Annotated in this window: 20 protein-coding genes; 19 read left to right on the forward strand and 1 reads right to left on the reverse strand. The window is 33.8% G+C overall.

Annotated features, from left to right (window positions below):
* From BMZ74_RS12270 to BMZ74_RS12360, 19 genes are all read left to right on the forward strand, one after another.
* Positions 1-253: transposase (locus BMZ74_RS12270; RefSeq protein WP_143070175.1), on the forward strand; the 253-nt coding region annotated here is incomplete at its 5' end.
* 242 nt (positions 254-495) lie between these two features.
* Positions 496-1,566: a glycerol dehydrogenase gene (locus tag BMZ74_RS12275; protein ID WP_089862514.1), complete on the forward strand. Its 1,071-nt coding sequence runs from the start codon at positions 496-498 to the stop codon at positions 1,564-1,566.
* Between the two features lie 33 nt (positions 1,567-1,599).
* A complete protein-coding gene (locus BMZ74_RS12280) occupies positions 1,600-2,487 on the forward strand; it encodes a fructose bisphosphate aldolase (protein ID WP_089862515.1) in 888 nt (295 codons plus the stop codon).
* 420 nt (positions 2,488-2,907) lie between these two features.
* Positions 2,908-4,437 (forward strand): anthranilate synthase component I family protein, encoded by a 1,530-nt coding sequence (locus BMZ74_RS12285; RefSeq protein WP_245750887.1) that lies wholly within the window; start codon positions 2,908-2,910, stop codon positions 4,435-4,437.
* Entirely contained in the window at positions 4,421-5,011 is a 591-nt protein-coding gene (locus BMZ74_RS12290; RefSeq protein ID WP_089862517.1) for an anthranilate synthase component II, read from the forward strand. Before BMZ74_RS12285 ends, BMZ74_RS12290 begins: the two co-directional genes overlap by 17 nt.
* A gap of 35 nt (positions 5,012-5,046) precedes the next feature.
* Positions 5,047-6,072 carry an anthranilate phosphoribosyltransferase gene (trpD, locus tag BMZ74_RS12295; protein WP_089862518.1) on the forward strand — a complete coding sequence of 342 codons (1,026 nt, stop codon included), beginning with the start codon at positions 5,047-5,049 and terminating at the stop codon, positions 6,070-6,072.
* Positions 6,069-6,812 (forward strand): indole-3-glycerol phosphate synthase TrpC, encoded by a 744-nt coding sequence (trpC, locus tag BMZ74_RS12300; RefSeq protein ID WP_089862519.1) that lies wholly within the window; start codon positions 6,069-6,071, stop codon positions 6,810-6,812. Before trpD ends, trpC begins: the two co-directional genes overlap by 4 nt.
* Positions 6,813-6,844: 32 nt before the next feature.
* Positions 6,845-7,510, forward strand: a complete 666-nt coding sequence (locus tag BMZ74_RS12305; protein ID WP_089862520.1) for a phosphoribosylanthranilate isomerase — start codon at positions 6,845-6,847, stop codon at positions 7,508-7,510.
* Positions 7,511-7,527: 17 nt separating this feature from the next.
* Positions 7,528-8,742, forward strand: coding sequence for a tryptophan synthase subunit beta (gene trpB, locus BMZ74_RS12310; RefSeq protein WP_245750888.1), 1,215 nt, complete (start codon positions 7,528-7,530; stop codon positions 8,740-8,742).
* Positions 8,735-9,547 (forward strand): tryptophan synthase subunit alpha, encoded by an 813-nt coding sequence (trpA, locus tag BMZ74_RS12315; protein ID WP_089862521.1) that lies wholly within the window; start codon positions 8,735-8,737, stop codon positions 9,545-9,547. The genes trpB and trpA overlap by 8 nt, the downstream gene beginning before the upstream one ends.
* A gap of 156 nt (positions 9,548-9,703) precedes the next feature.
* Positions 9,704-10,741 (forward strand): lipoate--protein ligase, encoded by a 1,038-nt coding sequence (gene lplA / locus BMZ74_RS12320; protein WP_089862522.1) that lies wholly within the window; start codon positions 9,704-9,706, stop codon positions 10,739-10,741.
* Between the two features lie 149 nt (positions 10,742-10,890).
* Positions 10,891-11,883 carry a DMT family transporter gene (locus BMZ74_RS12325; protein WP_089862523.1) on the forward strand — a complete coding sequence of 331 codons (993 nt, stop codon included), beginning with the start codon at positions 10,891-10,893 and terminating at the stop codon, positions 11,881-11,883.
* Positions 11,884-12,127: 244 nt separating this feature from the next.
* The gene (locus BMZ74_RS12330) at positions 12,128-13,933 is read left to right on the forward strand and encodes a BglG family transcription antiterminator (RefSeq protein ID WP_089862524.1); all 1,806 of its coding nucleotides are present in this window, start codon (positions 12,128-12,130) and stop codon (positions 13,931-13,933) included.
* A 68-nt stretch (positions 13,934-14,001) separates the two neighbouring features.
* Positions 14,002-14,454, forward strand: coding sequence for a PTS sugar transporter subunit IIA (locus BMZ74_RS12335; protein WP_089862525.1), 453 nt, complete (start codon positions 14,002-14,004; stop codon positions 14,452-14,454).
* Between the two features lie 20 nt (positions 14,455-14,474).
* Complete coding sequence (locus BMZ74_RS12340) at positions 14,475-14,786, forward strand: PTS fructose transporter subunit IIB (RefSeq protein ID WP_089862526.1); 312 nt, start codon at positions 14,475-14,477, stop codon at positions 14,784-14,786.
* Between the two features lie 11 nt (positions 14,787-14,797).
* Positions 14,798-15,883 (forward strand): PTS fructose transporter subunit IIC, encoded by a 1,086-nt coding sequence (locus BMZ74_RS12345; protein ID WP_089862527.1) that lies wholly within the window; start codon positions 14,798-14,800, stop codon positions 15,881-15,883.
* 68 nt (positions 15,884-15,951) lie between these two features.
* The gene (locus tag BMZ74_RS12350) at positions 15,952-16,806 is read left to right on the forward strand and encodes a class II fructose-bisphosphate aldolase (RefSeq protein ID WP_089862528.1); all 855 of its coding nucleotides are present in this window, start codon (positions 15,952-15,954) and stop codon (positions 16,804-16,806) included.
* 32 nt (positions 16,807-16,838) lie between these two features.
* Positions 16,839-17,708, forward strand: a complete 870-nt coding sequence (locus BMZ74_RS12355; protein WP_089862529.1) for a ketose-bisphosphate aldolase — start codon at positions 16,839-16,841, stop codon at positions 17,706-17,708.
* A gap of 168 nt (positions 17,709-17,876) precedes the next feature.
* Entirely contained in the window at positions 17,877-18,587 is a 711-nt protein-coding gene (locus BMZ74_RS12360) for a CPBP family intramembrane glutamic endopeptidase (protein WP_089862530.1), read from the forward strand.
* Between the two features lie 87 nt (positions 18,588-18,674).
* Here BMZ74_RS12360 and BMZ74_RS12365 read toward each other — a convergent pair whose 3' ends face one another.
* A complete protein-coding gene (locus BMZ74_RS12365; protein WP_089862531.1) occupies positions 18,675-19,031 on the reverse strand; it encodes a DUF190 domain-containing protein in 357 nt (118 codons plus the stop codon).
* Positions 19,032-19,413: the final 382 nt, after the last annotated feature.

Genomic DNA, 19,413 nt, shown 5'->3' on the forward strand with positions numbered 1-19,413 from the left:
TAAAGAGTCTATTCAAGCTTTAAATAACTGGTATGAAAATGTTAGTCAGTCTAAATTAAATCTTTTCTATAGAGCTAAAGGAACAGTAAAACGCTGGGAACAACACATTATTAACTATTTTAAAACTAGAATAACCAACGGATTTGCTGAAGGATTAAACAACAAAATCAAATTAATCAAAAGAATTGGCTACGGTGTTCCCAAAGTTGAAAACTTAAAACGCCGAGTATTTTTATCATTGCTAAGTATTTAAGAGTAATTCAAAAAAACAAAGAGATAACATGATTCAAACGGTGCTATTTAGATTTCACAACATTTGTCAAAGAACCATTTTAATTAACTAAAAGCAGGAATTTTACTTCTAAACAATAATATTATATATAGTTAGTTAATTAATAATGATTCTCAAAAATTTAATATATTTGAAATTAGTTTAGAATGGACTTAGTATTTGTTTTAATTCTTGGCAGTACCAAATTATAAGGAGTGGTAATTATGGCAAGAGTTTTAAAGTCACCAGCAAAGTATGTTCAGGGTAAGGATATTCTTGCTCAAATGGAAGAACATTTTAAAGAGCTGGGAGAAAATGTTTTTGTAATTGTTGATCCGGTAGTGGCTGATTTATTTGCTGAACAAATTAAGGCTGGCTTGGCTAATATGCAGGTTAAACAGGAACATTTTCAGGGAGAATGTTCAAAAGCAGAGATTAACCGTCTGCAGCAGTTAGCTGAAGAAAATGGTTCTGAAATAATTATTGGGATTGGAGGCGGAAAAACTCTTGATACAGCAAAAGCTGTTTCTTATTATAGTAAGTTACCAGTAGTTATTGTACCGACTATTGCAGCTACTGATGCTCCCTGCAGTGCGCTAGCAGTTATTTATTCTGAAACAGGAGTTTTTGAAAAATATTTATTTTTAGATCAAAATCCGGATGTAGTTTTAGTCGATACTAAAGTTGTGGCCCAGGCACCAGAACGTTTTCTGATTTCTGGTATGGGCGATGCTTTGGCAACTTATTTTGAAGCAGCTGCCTGTGCTCAGACTAGAACGGCTTCTATTGCAGGTGGTTCACAAACCTTAACAGCAGTTAAGCTAGCTGAATTATGTTATAATACTCTGCTTGAGTATGGGCGAGATGCCAGGAAAGCAGCTGCAGCAGGAGCTGTTACAGAAGCGCTTGAAAAAATTGTCGAGGCAAATACTTTATTAAGTGGAATTGGTTTTGAAAGTGGTGGACTGGCTGCGGCTCATGCTATTCACAATGGTCTGACTGTACTGGAAGCAACTCATGCAATGACTCATGGCGAAAAAGTTGCTTTTTCAACTCTAGTACAGCTTGTGTTGGAAGATCGTTCTCCAGCTGAGATTAAGCAGGTTACTGAATTTTGCCGTGATCTCGGACTGCCAACTAATTTAGCTGATTTAGGAGTTAAAGAAATTGACGAAGCAGAAATTATGCAGGTAGCAGAAGCCAGTTGTGCTGAAGATGATACAATGCATAATATGCCATTTCCTGTGACAGCTGAAATGGTAAAAGATGCAATTTTGGCAGTTGATAATTATTAAGTTAGTAAATATTTTAAGTGAGGTGCATAAATTATGAATCAACAACAATTAGATATCATGAAAAATAAGTCAGGTTTTATTGCAGCAATGGACCAAAGTGGGGGTAGTTCTCCTAAAGCTCTGGCTGGTTATGGTGTTGCAGAAACTGAGTATAATACAGAGGAAGAAATGTTTAATTTAATTCACCAAATGAGAACCAGAGTTATTACTAATTCTGCTTTTAAACCAGATAAAATAATTGGTGCTATTTTATTTAAAGAAACCATGCGTAGCAAAATGGAAGGATTACCAACAACAGAATATCTCTGGCAAAAAAAACATATTGTTCCTTTTTTAAAAGTTGATGAGGGACTTGCTGAACTGCAGGAAGGTGTACAGTTAATGAAACCTATGCAGGAGCTTGATTCTCTGCTTAAAGAAGCACAAAAAAATAATGTTTTTGGTACTAAAATGCGTTCAGTAATCAAAGAGGCTAATCCAATTGGAATTAAAAAGGTAGTTGAACAGCAATTCGATTATGCTGAAAAGATAATGGCAGCTGGTCTTGTGCCAATTATTGAACCAGAAGTTGATATCCACAGTCAGGATAAAGCTGAATCAGAAGCTATTTTAAAACAGGAAATTCTTAAATATCTAGTTAATTTAGCTGATAACAGATTGGTAATGCTTAAGTTATCACTACCTGATCAACCAGATTTTTATCAAGAGTTAATTGATCATCCTAAAGTTGTTCGAGTAGTTGCTTTATCTGGTGGCTATGAACAGCAAGAAGCAGTCGATTTATTAGCTAAAAATCATGCGATGATTGCTAGTTATTCTAGAGCTTTACTGCAGGATCTGCAAGTTGAACAGAGTGAAGCAGAATTTACTTCTGTTCTAGAATCTGCTATTGATAAAATATATCAAGCATCGCTGACTTAATTTTTAGATCTAAAGTTTTAACTAGTAAATCCTTGACAGACGGTTTAAAATAATATATACTTGAAAAAATTAGAGTAGAGCCTAAGCTGAGCAGAGTTAGAGATGAGATGAGATTAGATTAGATAAAATAATAATTAGGTAGCAAGTAGTAACTTAATTCAGTTAGTTTAGCTGAATATTTATAGCAAGTTATGATTTGTTATTTGTATGTATATTTTACTGCTGACAAAAATTGGAGACAGTGATCCAGCTATTAATGGATGCCTGGATTCGATGTGAGCAGTTAAATTAGAATATCTCTTTAACTCAAATTAGATAATTACGGCCGGGCTATTTATGTCCGGTCGTTTTTTTATTTTTAAAGCTAATTTATTAAGCTGGCTAAAATTTAAGTTTAGCTACTATGAGGAGGAGAGAACAGTGAAGAGTTTTAGCGAATTTTCAAATTTAGCTGCAGATTATAACTTGATTCCACTTTATAAAGAGCTAATTAGTGACATTGAAACTCCAATTGCTCTTTATCAGAGACTGGCCTGTCAGCAAGAGTATAGTTATTTACTAGAGAGTTCAGAAAATGATCGTTATTCATTTTTAGGTTTAAAACCAGCTGCAGTTTTAAAAAATTATCCTGATTATCTAGAGATTATCAGTAATGGTCAGGTAGAAAACTTACCTGAAACAGAAATAATTCCTTATTTACAATCCTACTTAAAAAAATTGAATGTTTATGAAGACGAAAAGCTGCCCCCTTTTTCTGGAGGCTTTGTTGGATATTTCAGCTATGAAATGATCGAAAAATGGGAAGACATCTATCATCTGGAAGCTGATAGAAAATTAAAGCAAGCCGATAATCCGCTCAGCATGCTTGTTATGACAAAGATTATAATTGCCTATGATCACCGGCATAATACAGTTAAAATTATAAATAATGTTCAGCTTCCAGAAAGAACTGATAATTTACAATTGCGTAGAGTTTATCAAACTGCCTGTGCTGAAATCGAGAAAGTAATAGATAAATTAAGAAATAAACAGCCAAAACACTCTGGTTCAATTTCTGAAAAGCATTCAGAAGAGTATTTTACTTTAAATGAATCAGAAACTGAATTTAGTTCTAATACTACTCAGGCAGAATTTTCTGCAATGGTTAAACAGGCTCAGCAGCATATTGAAGCAGGAGACATTTTTCAGTTAGTATTGTCGCAAAAATTTTCACTTAAAAATAAGCTGCCTCCCTTTAAGATTTATCGGGCTTTACGCTCAGTTAACCCTGCTCCCTATTCATTTTATCTTAATTTCCCTGAGCTTAAAGTAATTGGTTCCTCGCCAGAAGTACTGGTAAGAGTCAGAGATAACAAAGTTATCACTAGACCACTGGCCGGGACAAGACCCCGGGGAGAAAATAAAACTGCTGATCAAAAGCTGGCCGAAGAATTAGTTTCAGATGAGAAAGAAAGAGCTGAACATACAATGTTAGTTGATCTTGGTAGAAATGATCTGAGCCGGATAGCAGTGCCAGGCAGTGTAGAAGTAACAGAATTAATGGCAGTTGAAAAATATTCGCGTGTGATGCACATTGTATCTCAGGTAGAAGCTGAACTGCAGCCGGATCTAGATAGCCTCGATGTTTTAAAAGCAGTATTCCCTGCTGGAACAGTTTCGGGTGCTCCCAAGATCAAAGCAGTTGAGCTAATAGATCAATTAGAAAAAGAAGCTCGTGGAGTTTATGCTGGGACAGTTGCCTACCTTGCTTTTAATGGTAATCTTGATAGTTGTATTACAATTAGAACTTTTTCGCTGCAGGCTGGAAAACTAAATTTACAGGTAGGAGCAGGTATTGTAGCTGATTCTCAGCCAGAGAAAGAATATCAGGAAACTTTAAATAAGGGGCGTGCCTTGTTCGAGGCTCTGACTTTAGTTAAGGAGGCAGGTTTAGATGATTTTAGTTATTGATAATTATGATTCTTTTACTTATAATCTGGTTCATTTACTGGCAGAATTTGCTGAAGTTAAAGTCTATCGCAATGACTGCTTAACTTTGAGTGATATTGAATTAATGTCACCAGAAAAAATAGTTATTTCTCCCGGGCCAGGAACTCCATCTGAAGCTGGTATTTCACTAGCTTTAATTAAAAAGTTTCAGGATAGTATTCCAATTCTGGGAGTTTGTTTAGGTCATCAATGTCTGGCTCAGGCTTTTGGTAGTAAAATTGTCCGGGCAGCAAAAGTAGTCCATGGTAAAGTATCTTTGATTAAAAAGTTGCCTGGTTCAGAAGAAATTTTTGCTGGGTTAGGAACTGAATTTCAAGCAACTCGTTATCATTCTTTATTAGTAGAAAAAGCAAGTTTAAGTGAAAAATTGCAGATTCTGGCAGAAAGTGAGCAAGGAGAAATTATGGCACTTAAACATTGTGATTATCCCTTATATGGTGTCCAGTTTCATCCAGAATCAATTTTGACTAAAGCTGGCCCCCAGATTATTGAAAATTTTTTGAATATAACAGCAGGCAGCAGTTGTAAAGAATAGTAAAAAGAGAGATCAGATTTAGAGGAGGAGAGCAGATGTTTAATAATTATCTAACTAAAGTAATGCAAGAAGATGATTTAAGTAGAGCTGAGATGGTAGCGGCAATGAGGCTGGTAATGGATGGTAAAATTACTAACAGTCAGTTAGCTGGATTTTTAGTTGCCTTACGAATGAAAGGAGAAACTATAGCTGAGATAACAGGAGCAGCTCAGGTAATGCGGGAAAAAGCAGCTCCCGTCAGGACAAAATTAACTGGATTAATTGACAGCTGTGGAACTGGTGGTGACGAAAAAGGAACTTTTAATATTTCTACTACTGCAGCTCTGGTGATGGCAGCAGGAGGATTAAAAGTTGCTAAACACGGTAATCGTTCTGTTTCTTCGCGTAGTGGAAGTGCAGATCTTTTAGAGGCACTAGGGGTTAAAATAGATTTAACTCCAGAGGCTGCAGCTGATTGTTTAGCAAAATGTGGAATAACATTTTTATTTGCCCCTCAGTTTCATCAGGCAATGAAATATGCTGCTGTGCCAAGGCGAGAGCTCGGCCTGCGAACTATTTTTAATATTTTAGGTCCCTTAACTAATCCAGCCCAGGCCGACTATCAGGTATTGGGAGTATATCAGGAGGAGTTGGTGCGACCATTGACAGAGGTACTTAAAAATCTAGGTTTAAAATCTGCCCTTGTTGTTTATGGTGCAGGAGGAATTGATGAGCTTTCTCTAGCTGGAAAAAATAAAGTTGCTTATCTCAAAAATGGTCAGATTAAAGAATTTAGCATTGATCCAGCTGAATTAGATCTACAAGCCGCTCCAATTTCTGCTGTTTTGGGGGGCACTCCAGTTGAAAATAAAGCAATAACACTTGCTATTTTAAAAGGAGAAAAGGGGCCCCGACGGGATATAGTTTTGCTTAATACAGCAGCAGCTTTTTTAGTTAGCGGTAAATGTGATAATCTTTCAGCTGGGATTAATTTGGCAGCAGCAATTATTGATTCAGGTCAGGCAAATCAAAAATTAGCTGAGCTAATTGAGTGCAGCAACTCTCTGGAGCCGGTCTTATGATTTTAGACAAAATTGTGCAGGTAAAAAAAGAAGAAATAGCTGCTCTGAAAAAACCAAATCATCCCCTGCAAGCTAAACTGGCTGAACCAGATTTAAGTCTGCTGGCTGAAATAAAAAAAGCTTCACCCAGCAAAGGTTTAATTAAGGCTAATTTTCAACCTATAAAGCAGCTGCAAGCTTATCAAAAAGCAGGGGCAGCAGCAATTTCAGTTTTAACTGATCAGCAATTTTTTCAGGGCAGTACAGAAATTTTAGCTCAAGTTCGTCAGGCTACAAATTTGCCTGTTTTGCGGAAAGAGTTTATTATCGATGCTATCCAGGTTTACCAGAGTCTTTTTCTAGGAGCAGATGTAATTCTCTTAATTGCAGCTATTTTAAGTCAACAGCAGCTGGAAAAATTACTTAGTTTAAGCAGAGAACTTGGTCTAGAAGCTATAGTTGAAGTCCATACAGCAGCAGAACTAGCAAGAGTTATGGCCACTGAAGCAAAAATTATCGGGATTAATAATAGGAATCTCCATGATTTTACAGTTACTTTACAGACAACAGCTGAGCTATTAAATATAATTAAAAATAAAGGTCAGCGGGCTAACTATTATATAATTGCTGAAAGTGGAATTAAAACTAAAACAGATATTAGTTATTTAAAAGACTTGGGTGTTGACGGAGTTTTAATTGGTGAAACTTTAATGAGAGCCCCTGATCCTATTAAAAAGGTAAAAGAATTAGGAATTAGTTAAGCAGCTTATAAGGAGCTTGAGGAGGTAAACTAATGAAAACTAAAAAAGTCATGGTTAAGGTTTGTGGTTTGCAGAGAAAAAGTGATTTGCTTTATGCAGTTAAGTTGGGAGTAGATGCATTAGGATTTATTTTAGCTGACAGTCCTAGACAGGTTTCAATAAAAAAAGTAAAAAAAATTACCACCGGGCTGCCACCTTTTGTAATTAGAGTAGCGGTTGTAGTTAATCCTTCCCAAGAAAAATTAATTGAGATAATAGAAAGTCAGCTTTTTGACTATATTCAGTTTCACGGACAGGAAGATCCAGACCTACTTAGAAAAGTACCATTAAAAACAATTAAAGCTATTCCAGTGGCTAAAAGTAGTGATCTTAAACTTGTTGATCAGTATAGAGAGGCTGCTGATTACTTACTTTTTGATACTAAGGCTGGCCAGCAGACTGGAGGTACTGGTAAAACATTTAACTGGCAGCTTTTAGCCCAACAAGAATTTGAGCAACCTTTTATTCTGGCTGGTGGTCTAGGGGCTGATAATATAGAAACAGCTTTACAGCAGGTTAAACCAGCTGCAGTTGATATAAATAGTAAAATAGAAACTTCACCGGGGATTAAAAGTAACCGTCTTTTGGAACAGGTAATTACCAAGATTAGAAATTTTCAAGTAGAAAAGTCTGGTAAATTAAAACTTAAATTTATTTAAAGAAGGGATGAGCAAAGATGAGTCGAGCAGTAAAAAATGAGTTTGAGATGAGCAGAGGATATTTTGCTGATTTTGGAGGTAGATTTGTACCAGAAACTCTTGTACCAGCTCTGGATGAATTAGAAACAGTATATCTAGAATTAAAAGATAAACCAGAATTTAAAAATGAATTGAAATCTCTCCTTAAAAATTACAGCGGCAGGCCAACCCCACTTTATTTTGCTGAACAATTAAGTAATTATTATGATGGGCCCAGGATTTATTTAAAACGAGAAGACCTTAATCATACAGGAGCCCATAAAATTAATAATACCCTGGGTCAGATTTTATTAGCAGTTAGAATGGGTAAAAAAAGAATTATTGCCGAAACAGGTGCTGGTCAGCATGGTGTTGCTACTGCTACTGTTGCAGCCCGCTTTAATTTGGAATGTGAAATTTATATGGGAGCAGAAGATATCGAACGGCAGGCTCTTAATGTTTATAAAATGGAAATGCTGGGGGCTAAAGTAATTCCGGTTACTTCGGGTAGTCAGACTCTAAAAGATGCTACTAATGAAGCAATTCGTGATTGGGTTCGTAATGTTGAGGATACTCATTATATAATTGGGTCAGTTGTTGGACCACATCCTTATCCAATGCTGGTACGTGATTTTCAGCGTATTATTGGTGATGAATGCCGCCGTCAAATTAGTGAAGAAACTGGTCAGCTGCCTGATTATATTTTAGCTTGTGTTGGTGGAGGCAGTAATGCAATGGGAATCTTTTATCCTTTTTTAGAGGACTTAAATGTTAAACTGATCGGTATCGAAGCAGCTGGTCATGGTGTTAAAACTGATCAACATGCAGCAACTCTAACTGCTGGTCGAGTAGGAATTTTACATGGTAGTAAATCATACTTATTGCAGGATGAAGATGGACAGGTTATTCCTGCTTATTCAATTTCAGCCGGACTCGATTACCCCGGAGTTGGACCTGAACATAGCTATTTAAAAGAAAAGCAGCGGGTTAATTATCAATCTGTTACTGATCAAGAAGCTATCGCTGCCTTTAAACTATTAAGTGAAAAAGAAGGAATTATTCCAGCCTTAGAAAGTTCCCATGCACTTGCTTATTTAGAAAAATTAGTGCCTCAGCTGCAGAAAAAAGATGTTGTGGTAGTTAATTTATCTGGTCGAGGCGATAAAGATATTAATAATTTCAGGAAAATTGAGGAGGCTGATCTGCATGTCTAAACTGAAAGATAATATAATTGCCCAACAATTTAAAGATAAAAAGCCGCTCATCACCTATATCTGTGGGGGGGATCCTAATCTTGCTCTGACAGAGAAATTAATTCCCTGTCTGGCTGAAGCAGGTTCTGATTTGATTGAGGTAGGAATTCCCTTTTCAGATCCATTAGCTGATGGCCCGGTAATTCAGGCTGCTGCTCAGCGTGCTCTGCAGAGTGGTACAACTCTAAAAAAATTACTAATTAGTTTAGAAAAATTGCGTGATAAAATAGATGTTCCTTTAATTCTAATGGGATATTATAATTCAATTCTTAATTTTGGAGAAGAAAGATTTGCCCGGGCGGCCAGAAAAGCAGGCATAGCAGGAGTAATTATTCCAGATTTGCCGGTTGATGCTGCTGCTAAACTGCCAGTTTATTTAGCAGAGGAGGAAATCAGTCAGATTAGATTGGTTACTCCTAATACTTCCCGGCAGCGTCTGCAGCAGATTGCCAGTCAAAGTGAAGGCTTTCTCTACTGTGTTGCTCTGCTTGGAACTACTGGAGCTAATGATCAGATATATCCTGAACTAAAAGGCTATCTAGATCGAGTAAGGCAGGCTGCAGGCAAGCTTCCTCTGGGATTGGGTTTTGGAATTGATGGCCCGGAAAAAGTAAAAAAAATAATTGATTATCCTGATGGTATAATTATAGGGAGTGCCTTAATTGAAACTATCCAGACAGGCGGAGATGAAGCAGAAATGTTAGCTAAAGCAGCTGAGTTTATAGAAAGTATTAAAGCAGCTATGCCAGCAGCTGCTGTTAAATAAAATTAAATTTAGTTGACGCTAATTGAGTGATTATATATAATTTAGCCAGAGCTAGTTAAATTTTTATAAAAATAAAGCAGAGCTAGTTAAATTTACTAACCAGAGGAGAGATTCTTATGAATTTTAACTTAGCAATTCAGATAGGGGGATTTTTTAATGGCACAGTCGGATCATCTGCAGGCTAGATTAGTTTTAGGTAAAGGCCATGATCCCTGGTATAATCTGGCGGTTGAAGAATATTTATTGGAGAATCTAAATAGTTCAGAAATAATTATTTATCTCTGGCAAAATGAAAAAACAGTTGTTATTGGTCGTAATCAGAATGCCTGGCAAGAATGTTTAGTTGGCAAACTGGAAGCTGATGGTGGTAAACTAGCAAGACGATTATCAGGCGGAGGAGCAGTTTTTCATGATCTGGGTAATTTAAATTATACCATTTTGATGCCGCGACGATTTTATCAGCTGCAGGAACAGCTAACTCCCATTCTTACTGCTCTGCAAGATCTTGGTATAGCAGCTAAATTTTCTGGTCGTAATGATTTGCTTTATCAAGACAAAAAAATTTCTGGTAATGCATTTTATTATGGGAAAAAGTCTGCTTATATCCATGGGACAGTTTTAGTTAATAGTGATTTATTTAAACTGGCTGCTTACCTTAAAGTTGCTGAAGCAAAGATTAAAGCTAAAGGAATTGATTCAGTAATTTCCCGGGTGATCAATTTAACAGATATTGAGCAAAATATAACTGTAGCAGATGTAATAGCAGCTATTAAAAATAGTTTTAGTAAAAAATATAATGGCGGGCAAACTTTGCCACAAATTATGATAGAAAAAAATGATCGACTTACAGAGCTTTATACTAAATATGCTGATTGGAACTGGCGTTTTGGTAAAACGCCAGATTTTGATCTTGCTCTGGCCCATCGTTTTAGTTGGGGTGGGATTGAACTTAATTTAAAACTAAGTGATGCCAGGATTAAAGAAGCAGTTATTTATTCTGATTTAATGTACAGTGATTTAGTTCAGCAGCTGACTAATAATTTAAAAGATCAACCATTTAAATTAGCTCAATTGCTCCAGATAGTAAAAAAGACTCTAGCTGATTATTCCTATTCAGATCAAGTAGTTAAGCAGCAAATCAAAACTGAACTTAGCAGCTGGTTAGCAGCTGAGTTGGCCGAAATAATTTATTAGCTTAATTATTAAAAAGATAGCCTTACTATTTTAATAAGTAAGGCTATCTTTTTATATTTGAATTGTGACTTTTAATATAATATAATCATTGTTATATTTAATAATCAGTAAGTTTTAATTTTAATTTTGATTGGGGAAGGATATTTATTATGACAAACAAGCTTGCTCAAGTAGAAAATTCTGCTTCAGAGAAATTAACCGGGTCTAAAGAAAAAGAGGATAATATTTTTAAACACCCACTGCTAGTTCCTCTAATGGCAATTTTTGCCTGTATTCTCTGGGGGAGTGCTTTTCCAGCTTTAAAAACTGGTTACCATAGATTTGGAATTGCCGCTGATGATATTTTTACTAAAATGCTATTTGCGGGGTATCGTTTCTTACTAGCAGCAATTTTTTTGTTTGTATTCCAGCTGTTAACTGGTTCAAAAAATAGCTTGCACTTAAAAAGATCACAGCTAAAATTTATTCTTTTTTTAGGATTGATACAGACTACTTTGCAATATTTCTTTTTCTATAATGGATTAGCTCACACAACTGGTGTAAAAGGATCTATTCTTAATACGATTGGAATATTTTTCACAGTAATTGTTTCGCATTTTATTTACCAAAATGATAAGATAAATTATCAGAAGATAATTGGTCTAATTATTGGCTTAGTTGGAGTAGTCTTAGTTAATTTGAGTAAAGGCAGTTTTAATTTTGAATTCAAATTAACTGGAGAAGGTTTTATAATTTTTTCAGCTTTAGCTTCTTCAATAGCTACTATTATGGTGAAAAATAGTCGAGAAAAGATAGAAATTATTGCTTTAACTGCCTATCAAATGTTTGTAGGAGCTATATTTTTAATTGTTCTGGCTCTAACAAAAGTATCTCCATTTACCCTGCAGTTTAATCCAGGATCAATTATGCTGCTTTTATATCTTGCTTTTATCTCAGCAGCTGGTTTTGGTTTATGGTATGTTTTAATCAAAAATAATAGTCTGGGTTATATAAGTATTTATAGATTTATGATTCCTGTTTCAGGGACCATTTTATCAGCCATTTTTTTAGCAGACGAAAGATTATCTTTTAATACTTTTATTGCCCTGGGGCTTGTTTCAGCTGCTATTATTGTTATTAATCTTGGTAAGCAAAGCAATTAATAGTGATTAATAAAAAATTAATAGCAATTAGCAGATATGGTTTTAGCTTTTTTTAAGCTGGAGCCATTTTTTTATAATATAAAATAATAACATAATAGTCTGATATTATTAGAATAATATGTCAGAAAACTCAAATTTTAGTGACTAGTGTACATTATTTCTGTAGTATTATAGAAATATGTTGTAATATAAATAATAAGCAGGCTTTGCTATAATTAAATCAAGAAATGAGGGATGTGGTAATATGGCTCAACTTCTTAACCAAAGACAGATAGATTTATTTAAATTATTGCTAAGTGATAATTCATATAAGCCAATTAAAAACTTTGCCAATAAATTGAATGTGTCTAACAAAACAATAGCTTCAGATTTGGATGAAATTCAGGCAATTATTAAAGAAGTCGATGTTACCATCAAAAGAAAAAGAGGCAGTGGAGTTAAACTTTTGTATAATGATCAGCAATTACTCGATTTAATGGAGATAATTAATGATCAGAATAGTACTAATGATCCAATTTCTGTGGAAGAACGTCGAGCAGAGATTGCAAGAACTTTACTTTTAAACTCAAAAGAATATACAACTATACAGAAATTATCTGATCAATATTATGTCAGCCGAACTTCTATTTTGAATGATTTGAAATATATAGAAGCTAGTTTTAAAGAATTTAATATTAAAATTATTAGAAGTAGAGATGGCACTAGAATTTCAGCTAAAGAGATTGATATTAGAAATGCACTTGTTTATGTACTTCAGGAAAATATTAATTACAACTCTAATTATTTAATTGAATATCAAATTTTACGTCAAAATGAAAGTACTATCGAAGGACTGGACGAAATTAATGAGGTTAAATTTTTTCAGAAATTATTGAATGATTTGGAAAGTGATATTAATAAGATTATTTATGAACCATATTATACCAACTTATTAACTCACTTATTAATTATGACCCGCAGAGTAAAAGAAGGTAATAATCTTGAACAGTTAAATTCGGGTAGTTTTGATATTACTCAAATAAATAATCGTTTATATAAAAATGCTTATAAAATAGTTAATAAGATAGAAAATCATTATCAGATAACTATTCCAGAAAATGAAGTACTTTATATTTATCAATATTTGATTTCCAGTGGAGCTAGCAGTAATAATCAAACCTTTGAATTTGATAATAAGCTTGAATTAATTTCAAAAAAGTTTACTCATAAACTGATAGTAGTAGTTTCTGATTTAAGCGAAATTGATTTTGCTTATACAAATCGTCTTTTTCAGGCATTATTACTTCATATTAAGCCCATGCTAAACCGGCTTAATGCTGAAATTAGAATTAAGAATCCTTTGCTTCAGGAAATGAAAGCAGAATTTAGTAATTTGTTTTTTATGATTAGAATTGCAGCTGATATAGTATGTGATCTTTTTGAAATCAAAAAAATCAGTCTGGATGAAGTTGCCTATATTATGACTTATTTTCAATCAGAAATTGAAAAATTAAGTTCAAATAAAAAAGCTTTAGTAATCTGTCATAGTGGCTATGGAACTTCACAACTTTTAGCAACTAGATTAAAAAAATCATTCTCTAACATTACAGTTAGCAATGTTATATCTTCTAGTAAGCTAAATTCTATTTCACTAGATGATTTTGATCTAATAATTTCTACAGTTAAATTGAATATTGAAACTCCATATATTTTAGTTTCAGCTTTTTTAAGTGAAACAGATATCAGAAATATTAAAAATTTACTAGATAAGCAGCTGCCGCTTAAGTCTGTTCAGAATTTAAAACAAAACTTTAAGATTTTAGAACCAGCAGCCACTTATAATTTTAAGACTAAAACTGATCTACTAAATAAAGTTAAACAAAAAACTGGTCTTAAAATAAATAAAGAGCAGCTTATTTCTCTAGACAAGAAAGTTCAATTATATCTAGCTAAAAGTAATCAAAATAAAGATACTTTGTTTTGTTTTGAAGGATCAGAAAACAGTAATTTTTATTTGATAGAATATCAAGATTATCCTTATTTAATTAATAAATTAAAGATTTTAATATAATTAACTAAAAAACTTAAATTTTAACAGCAGATAAACTAAAAAATAAAAGCTATTAGGGGTGTTTAAAAATGGATTTAAACAAAATAATTAGAGAAGAGAGAATTAACCTTAATCTGGAGGCTACAACTAAGGCTGAAGCGATTGATGAATTAGCAGAAATATTAGTTAAAACAAATTCTGTTTCAGATAAAGCCGGATTTATTAGAGATGTTTATGCCAGAGAAGAAATCGGAGAAACAGGAATGGGAGGATATATAGCTATTCCTCATGGTAAATCTAAATATGTAGAAAATACAGCTATTGCTATTGGAAGAACTAAAGAAATTCTAGAATGGGAAAGCCTTGATGGCAAAGGTGTTAAATTTATTCTCTTATTTGCAGTGCCAGAAGAAGCAAAAACTACAGTCCATATCAAATTGCTTTCTCAAGTTGCTTCTACTCTGGGAGATGAAGAAGTATGTGCTAGATTATTAACTGTTGAGTCAGCAGATGATATTTTAGAAATTATGACAAATCACTAAATTGAAAGGAGGTGGAAGAGATGAAAATCGTTGCTGTTGCTGCCTGTACATCAGGAATAGCTCATACTTATATTGCTAAAGAAAAATTATTAAAAGCTGCTGAAGCTGCCGGACATGAAATTAAAGTAGAAACTCAGGGAACCGTTGGTGCTGAAAATGAATTAACTAAATCTGATGTTGCACAAGCGGATGTAGTTATTATTGCTGCTGATATTAAGATCTCAGGTCAGGATAGATTTAAAAATAAAAAAGTTATTGAAATACCTACCAACGTTGTAATCAAATCACCTAAGGGGTTTATTGCCCGGGTAGAAGAATTATTAAAGGGATGAGGGGATAAAAAATGTTAAAGAAATTACAATTAAAAAAACATGCTTTAACAGCTATTTCTTATATGCTGCCTTTAGTTGTAGCAGCTGGTCTGCTAATAGCAGTTGGGAATCTAACTGGTGGTAGTGTAGTAGCTGATTATACAGAAGCATATTCCATTCCAGATGCACTTGTTTCCCTGGGAGTACTGGGCATGGGTTTGCTTGCTCCAGTAATCGCAGCTGGGATAGCTTACTCAATTGCTGATCGACCTGGAATTGCACCTGGTTTATTTATGGGGTTAATTGCTAATTCAATTGGGGCAGGTTTTCTGGGAGGAATGCTGGGTGGATATCTAGTTGGTTATTTTATTAATTGGTTAAAAAAGAATGTTAAAGTTCCCAAATGGGCCGAAGGTTTAATGCCAATGATGATTTTACCAATGGTTTCAACTACTGTAATTGGACTGTTAATGTATTTTGTAATTGGAGTTCCAATAGTAGCAGCTACCAATGCTTTAACAGCTTTCTTGATGAATATGCAGGGAGCATCACGTTTTGTATTTGGTTCAATTATGGGAGGAATGGCTGCTTTTGATTTTGGAGGTCCAGTCAATAAAACTGCTTCTCTCTTTGCTGATGGATTATTACTGGAAGGCGTTCTTGAACCGGAAGCTGTTAAAATTCTTGCTTCCATGGTTCCACCATTTGGGGTTACACTTTCCTGGGTTTTTTCTCGAATCTTTGGTAAGAAAATTTATTCTAGTCGTGAAATTGAAAACATCAAGGTTGCTTTTCCAATGGGAATAACTATGATTACAGAAGGTGTTATTCCAATTGCAGCAGTTGACCCACTTAGAGTAATTTTCTCCTGTACAGTTGGAGCAGCTATTGGTGGTGGCTTATCAATGATGTGGGGAATTGGTTCACCTGTTCCCTCAGGTGGAATGTTTATTGTACCTGCAATGAATCATCCGCTTAAATTTGTAATTGCTTTGGGAATTGGTTCTTTAATTACTGGAATACTGCTATTTGTGCTAAAAAAAGAGCCAGTAGAACAAGAAGAATTTCTGGAAGAAGAGGAAGAAGAATTTGATATGTCAGCTGTTGAGATATCTTAACAATTATTCAGTTACTAAAAAATATTTTTATAATAGTTACTGACTATAAGGCTATAAGGAGGCCCAAAATGTATGTTGCAATGAAAGAAATACTTGATCGGGCAAATAAGGAAAATTATGCAGTGATGGCCATTAATTGTTTTAATTTAGAGACTGCACGTACAGTTATTACAACCGCTAATAAGTTAAATGCACCAATAATTATTAATATTTATCAGGCCCATCTGGCAGAACATGCTTATACTAATCTAATTACCCCAATAGTTAAAACTATAGCTAGCCAGGTAAAGGTACCTGTTGCTTTAAACCTTGACCATGGTACAGATAAGGAGTTAGTTTATCAAGCAATTAATGATGGTTTCTCCTCAGTTATGTATGATGGAGCAGAATTTGAGTTAGAGAGAAATATTGCAGAAACTAAATCAGTAGTTTCCTATGCCCACCAGCATGGTGTATCAGTTGAAGCTGAATTAGGAAGTTTAGGAGCTACTGCAGGTGATAATTATACTTTAGATGATATGAAAACAAATCCTGATCAGGCAGCAGATTTTGTGAAAAAAACTGGCATAGATGCTCTAGCAATATCCTATGGTAGTTCACATGGTAACTATCCTGAAGGAATGACTCCAGAATTTGATTTTGAACGTCTGCAGGCAATTAAAGCAAGTGTAGATATTCCACTAGTCTTGCATGGTGGATCTGGCTCTGGCTCAGAAAATATCTTGAAATCTGTTCAGTATGGTATCAATAAAATTAATGTTGGCTGTGACTTTATGAATGCTAATCGTGATAGTACTCAAAAAATTATTCAGGCAGATCCTGATGTTAATTACTTTGACTTAATTCATCAGGTTGAGCAAGATAGTGCTGAAGTTATTGCACATTATATCGAATTGTCTGGTTCTAAAAATAAAATTTCATAACTATAATTAAAATAATAAATGGAGTGGTAAAAATGCTAATCAATATGGAAGACTTACTAAGTGTTGCTCAAGAAAATAAATTTGCAGTACCAGCGTTTAATATTGGAAGTGGCCAGCTGTTAAAAGCAGTAGTTCAGAGTGCCAATGAAACTAATTCACCAGTAATTTTAGCTATTCACCCTGATGAATTATCTTTTCTAGAAGATAGCTTTGTGGCTTCTTGCATTGCAGAAGCTAATCAAAGCAAAGTTCCAATGGTAATTCATCTGGATCATGGTGCTACCATTGAACAAGTTTTGAGAGCGATTAGATGTGGTTTTACTTCAGTAATGATCGATGCTTCTCATATGTCTTTTGCAGATAATATTAAGATTTGCCAGCAAGTTGTAGAAATTGCTCATCCTTTAAATATATCTGTAGAAGGAGAATTAGGAACAATTGGTAATACTGGCAATTCAGCTGAAGGTGGAGCAGATGATATTATTTATACTGATCCTGCTAAAGCAAAAGAATTTGTTGAAAAAACTGGGATTGATACTCTGGCTGTTGCTATTGGAACAAAACATGGTATTTATCCAGCTACAATGAAACCCGAGTTAAAACTAGATCTCTTAAAAGAAATTAGAGCAGAAGTAGAAGTGCCTTTAGTTTTACACGGTGGTTCCAGTAATCCTGATCAAGAAATTGCAGAAGCAGTAGAATTAGGTATTACCAAAGTTAATATTTCTAGTGATATTAAATCAGCTTTTTATAAAAAAGTTAGAGAAATTTTTGCTGAAAGAGGAGAAATGTATGAGCCAAATGCAATTTATCCTGACTGCATTCTGGCTGCAAGAGAAGTAATTGAATATAAAATGAAATTATTTAACTCTTTAGGTGAAGCTGATAAGTATTGTAAATAGGCTTAAATTAAAGCTATCCTGAATAAAATAGACTGTTAATTAAACTGCCTCATTGCTGGGGCAGTTTTTTTGTTTCTTTTAACTTGACATTAGTTGACTAACTATTATAACCTATGTTAATAAGCTTTATTTATACTTGCAATAAATATTATTAAAAGGAGAAAAAAGATGTTATTCAATATTTTAAAAACAGATCCAGCCTATTGGGAACAGGTTAAAAAATACGATAAAATCGATGCTTTACGTGCTTTTTTAGTCTGGTTAGTTGCAGTTATTACTTATTATAACGTTGGTAAATACTATGTTAGAACAGGTGATAATATTGGTTCTTATGCTTCTTTTTCGCTGGCATTTTTAGCAATTATGATGGTTTTTACCCGGGGAGAAAATCTAACTACAATCGGTTTTAATTTAAAGAATGGATTTAAATCAATTGTTATGGGGATAGTTTTAGGGATTGTAATAATAGTTACAGTTAACTATGATTTTATCACTATGTTTGCTTATGGTTTTAATTCAAGTGATTTTAAATTTTTGCTCGATAATTTTATTTATTATTTTTTCGTTGTTGCACTTGTTGATGAAATTGTTTTTAGGGGCTATGTGCAGACTCGTTTGTATGGGTTATTTAAAAATCAGTTTGCAGCTATTTTAGCTGGAGCAATATTATTTGCTTTATTAAATATTCCTTTCCAGCTGGCTTATACAGAAACTGGTTTTAGTGAGCTGGGTTTTTATTTTACTTTTTACTGGAGAAATCTGGCTGTTCCTTTTGGTCTTCATATTTTACTTAGCTTACTTTATAAACGTTATAATTCAATTTATGGACCAATAATATGTTACACACTTATTACCTGGTCAGGTACTTTATTTTTATAGATTTTAAATTAAACAGGATTAATCTGATCTTATATTTAAAAAAAGTAAAAAAAGCAGGTGAATTAAACACTATAATAGTTATAATGTTTAATTTTTATCCTGCTTTTCTTTGTTATTTGCTGTATAGCTAATTACTCTGACATCTTCGATTGTTACCAATCCTTCTGTAACCATTTCTTTTATTTCAGGAAGAATCTTTTCTATTTTTTCAGCCTGATCAACAACTTCAATCACCAATGGCAAGTCTTCAGAAAGTTGCAAAATATGGGCTGTTTTAATTCTGCTATTTAATCCAAAACCTTCTATTCCCTGGATTACAGTAGCTCCTGCCATACCTTTTTCTTTAAATTTTTTAATTAAAGCATGATATAAAGGTTCATGTTTCCATTTATCTGTTTCACCAATATAAATTTTTAATATCTTACCATTACCTGAGTATTCCATTTTTTACCCATCCTTTCTAGCTATAAGGTGATTTGATTAAATTTATTTTATAATTAAGCGAATTTCATAATACGCTTAATTTAGTTTAATTCAAAAAAATATTGTCTGTGAATCATAAAAATAAGCCTTTTAACTTGAAATTGTAGATTTTAAAAATTTACCATAGATTTACTGCTAAATTTAAACGCACTTAGCTTGGGTAACTTAAAATCATGTTTTAAAATGCTCTTTAAGCAGCTAAAGTCTGGTTTTGAAGCTTGATTTTCTCTGCTGCAATTCTTGCAGCTATCAAACTGATTGAGCTTAACAGTAAATGAGTTTTAACTTTTTTGGCTCCCATTACAGTTAAGTTCTCTAAATTCAGATGCTCTTTTAGCCTGGA

It is taken from the genome of Halanaerobium salsuginis, from assembly GCF_900114545.1.
In the GTDB taxonomy this organism is placed as follows: Bacteria; Bacillota; Halanaerobiia; order Halanaerobiales; family Halanaerobiaceae; genus Halanaerobium; species Halanaerobium salsuginis.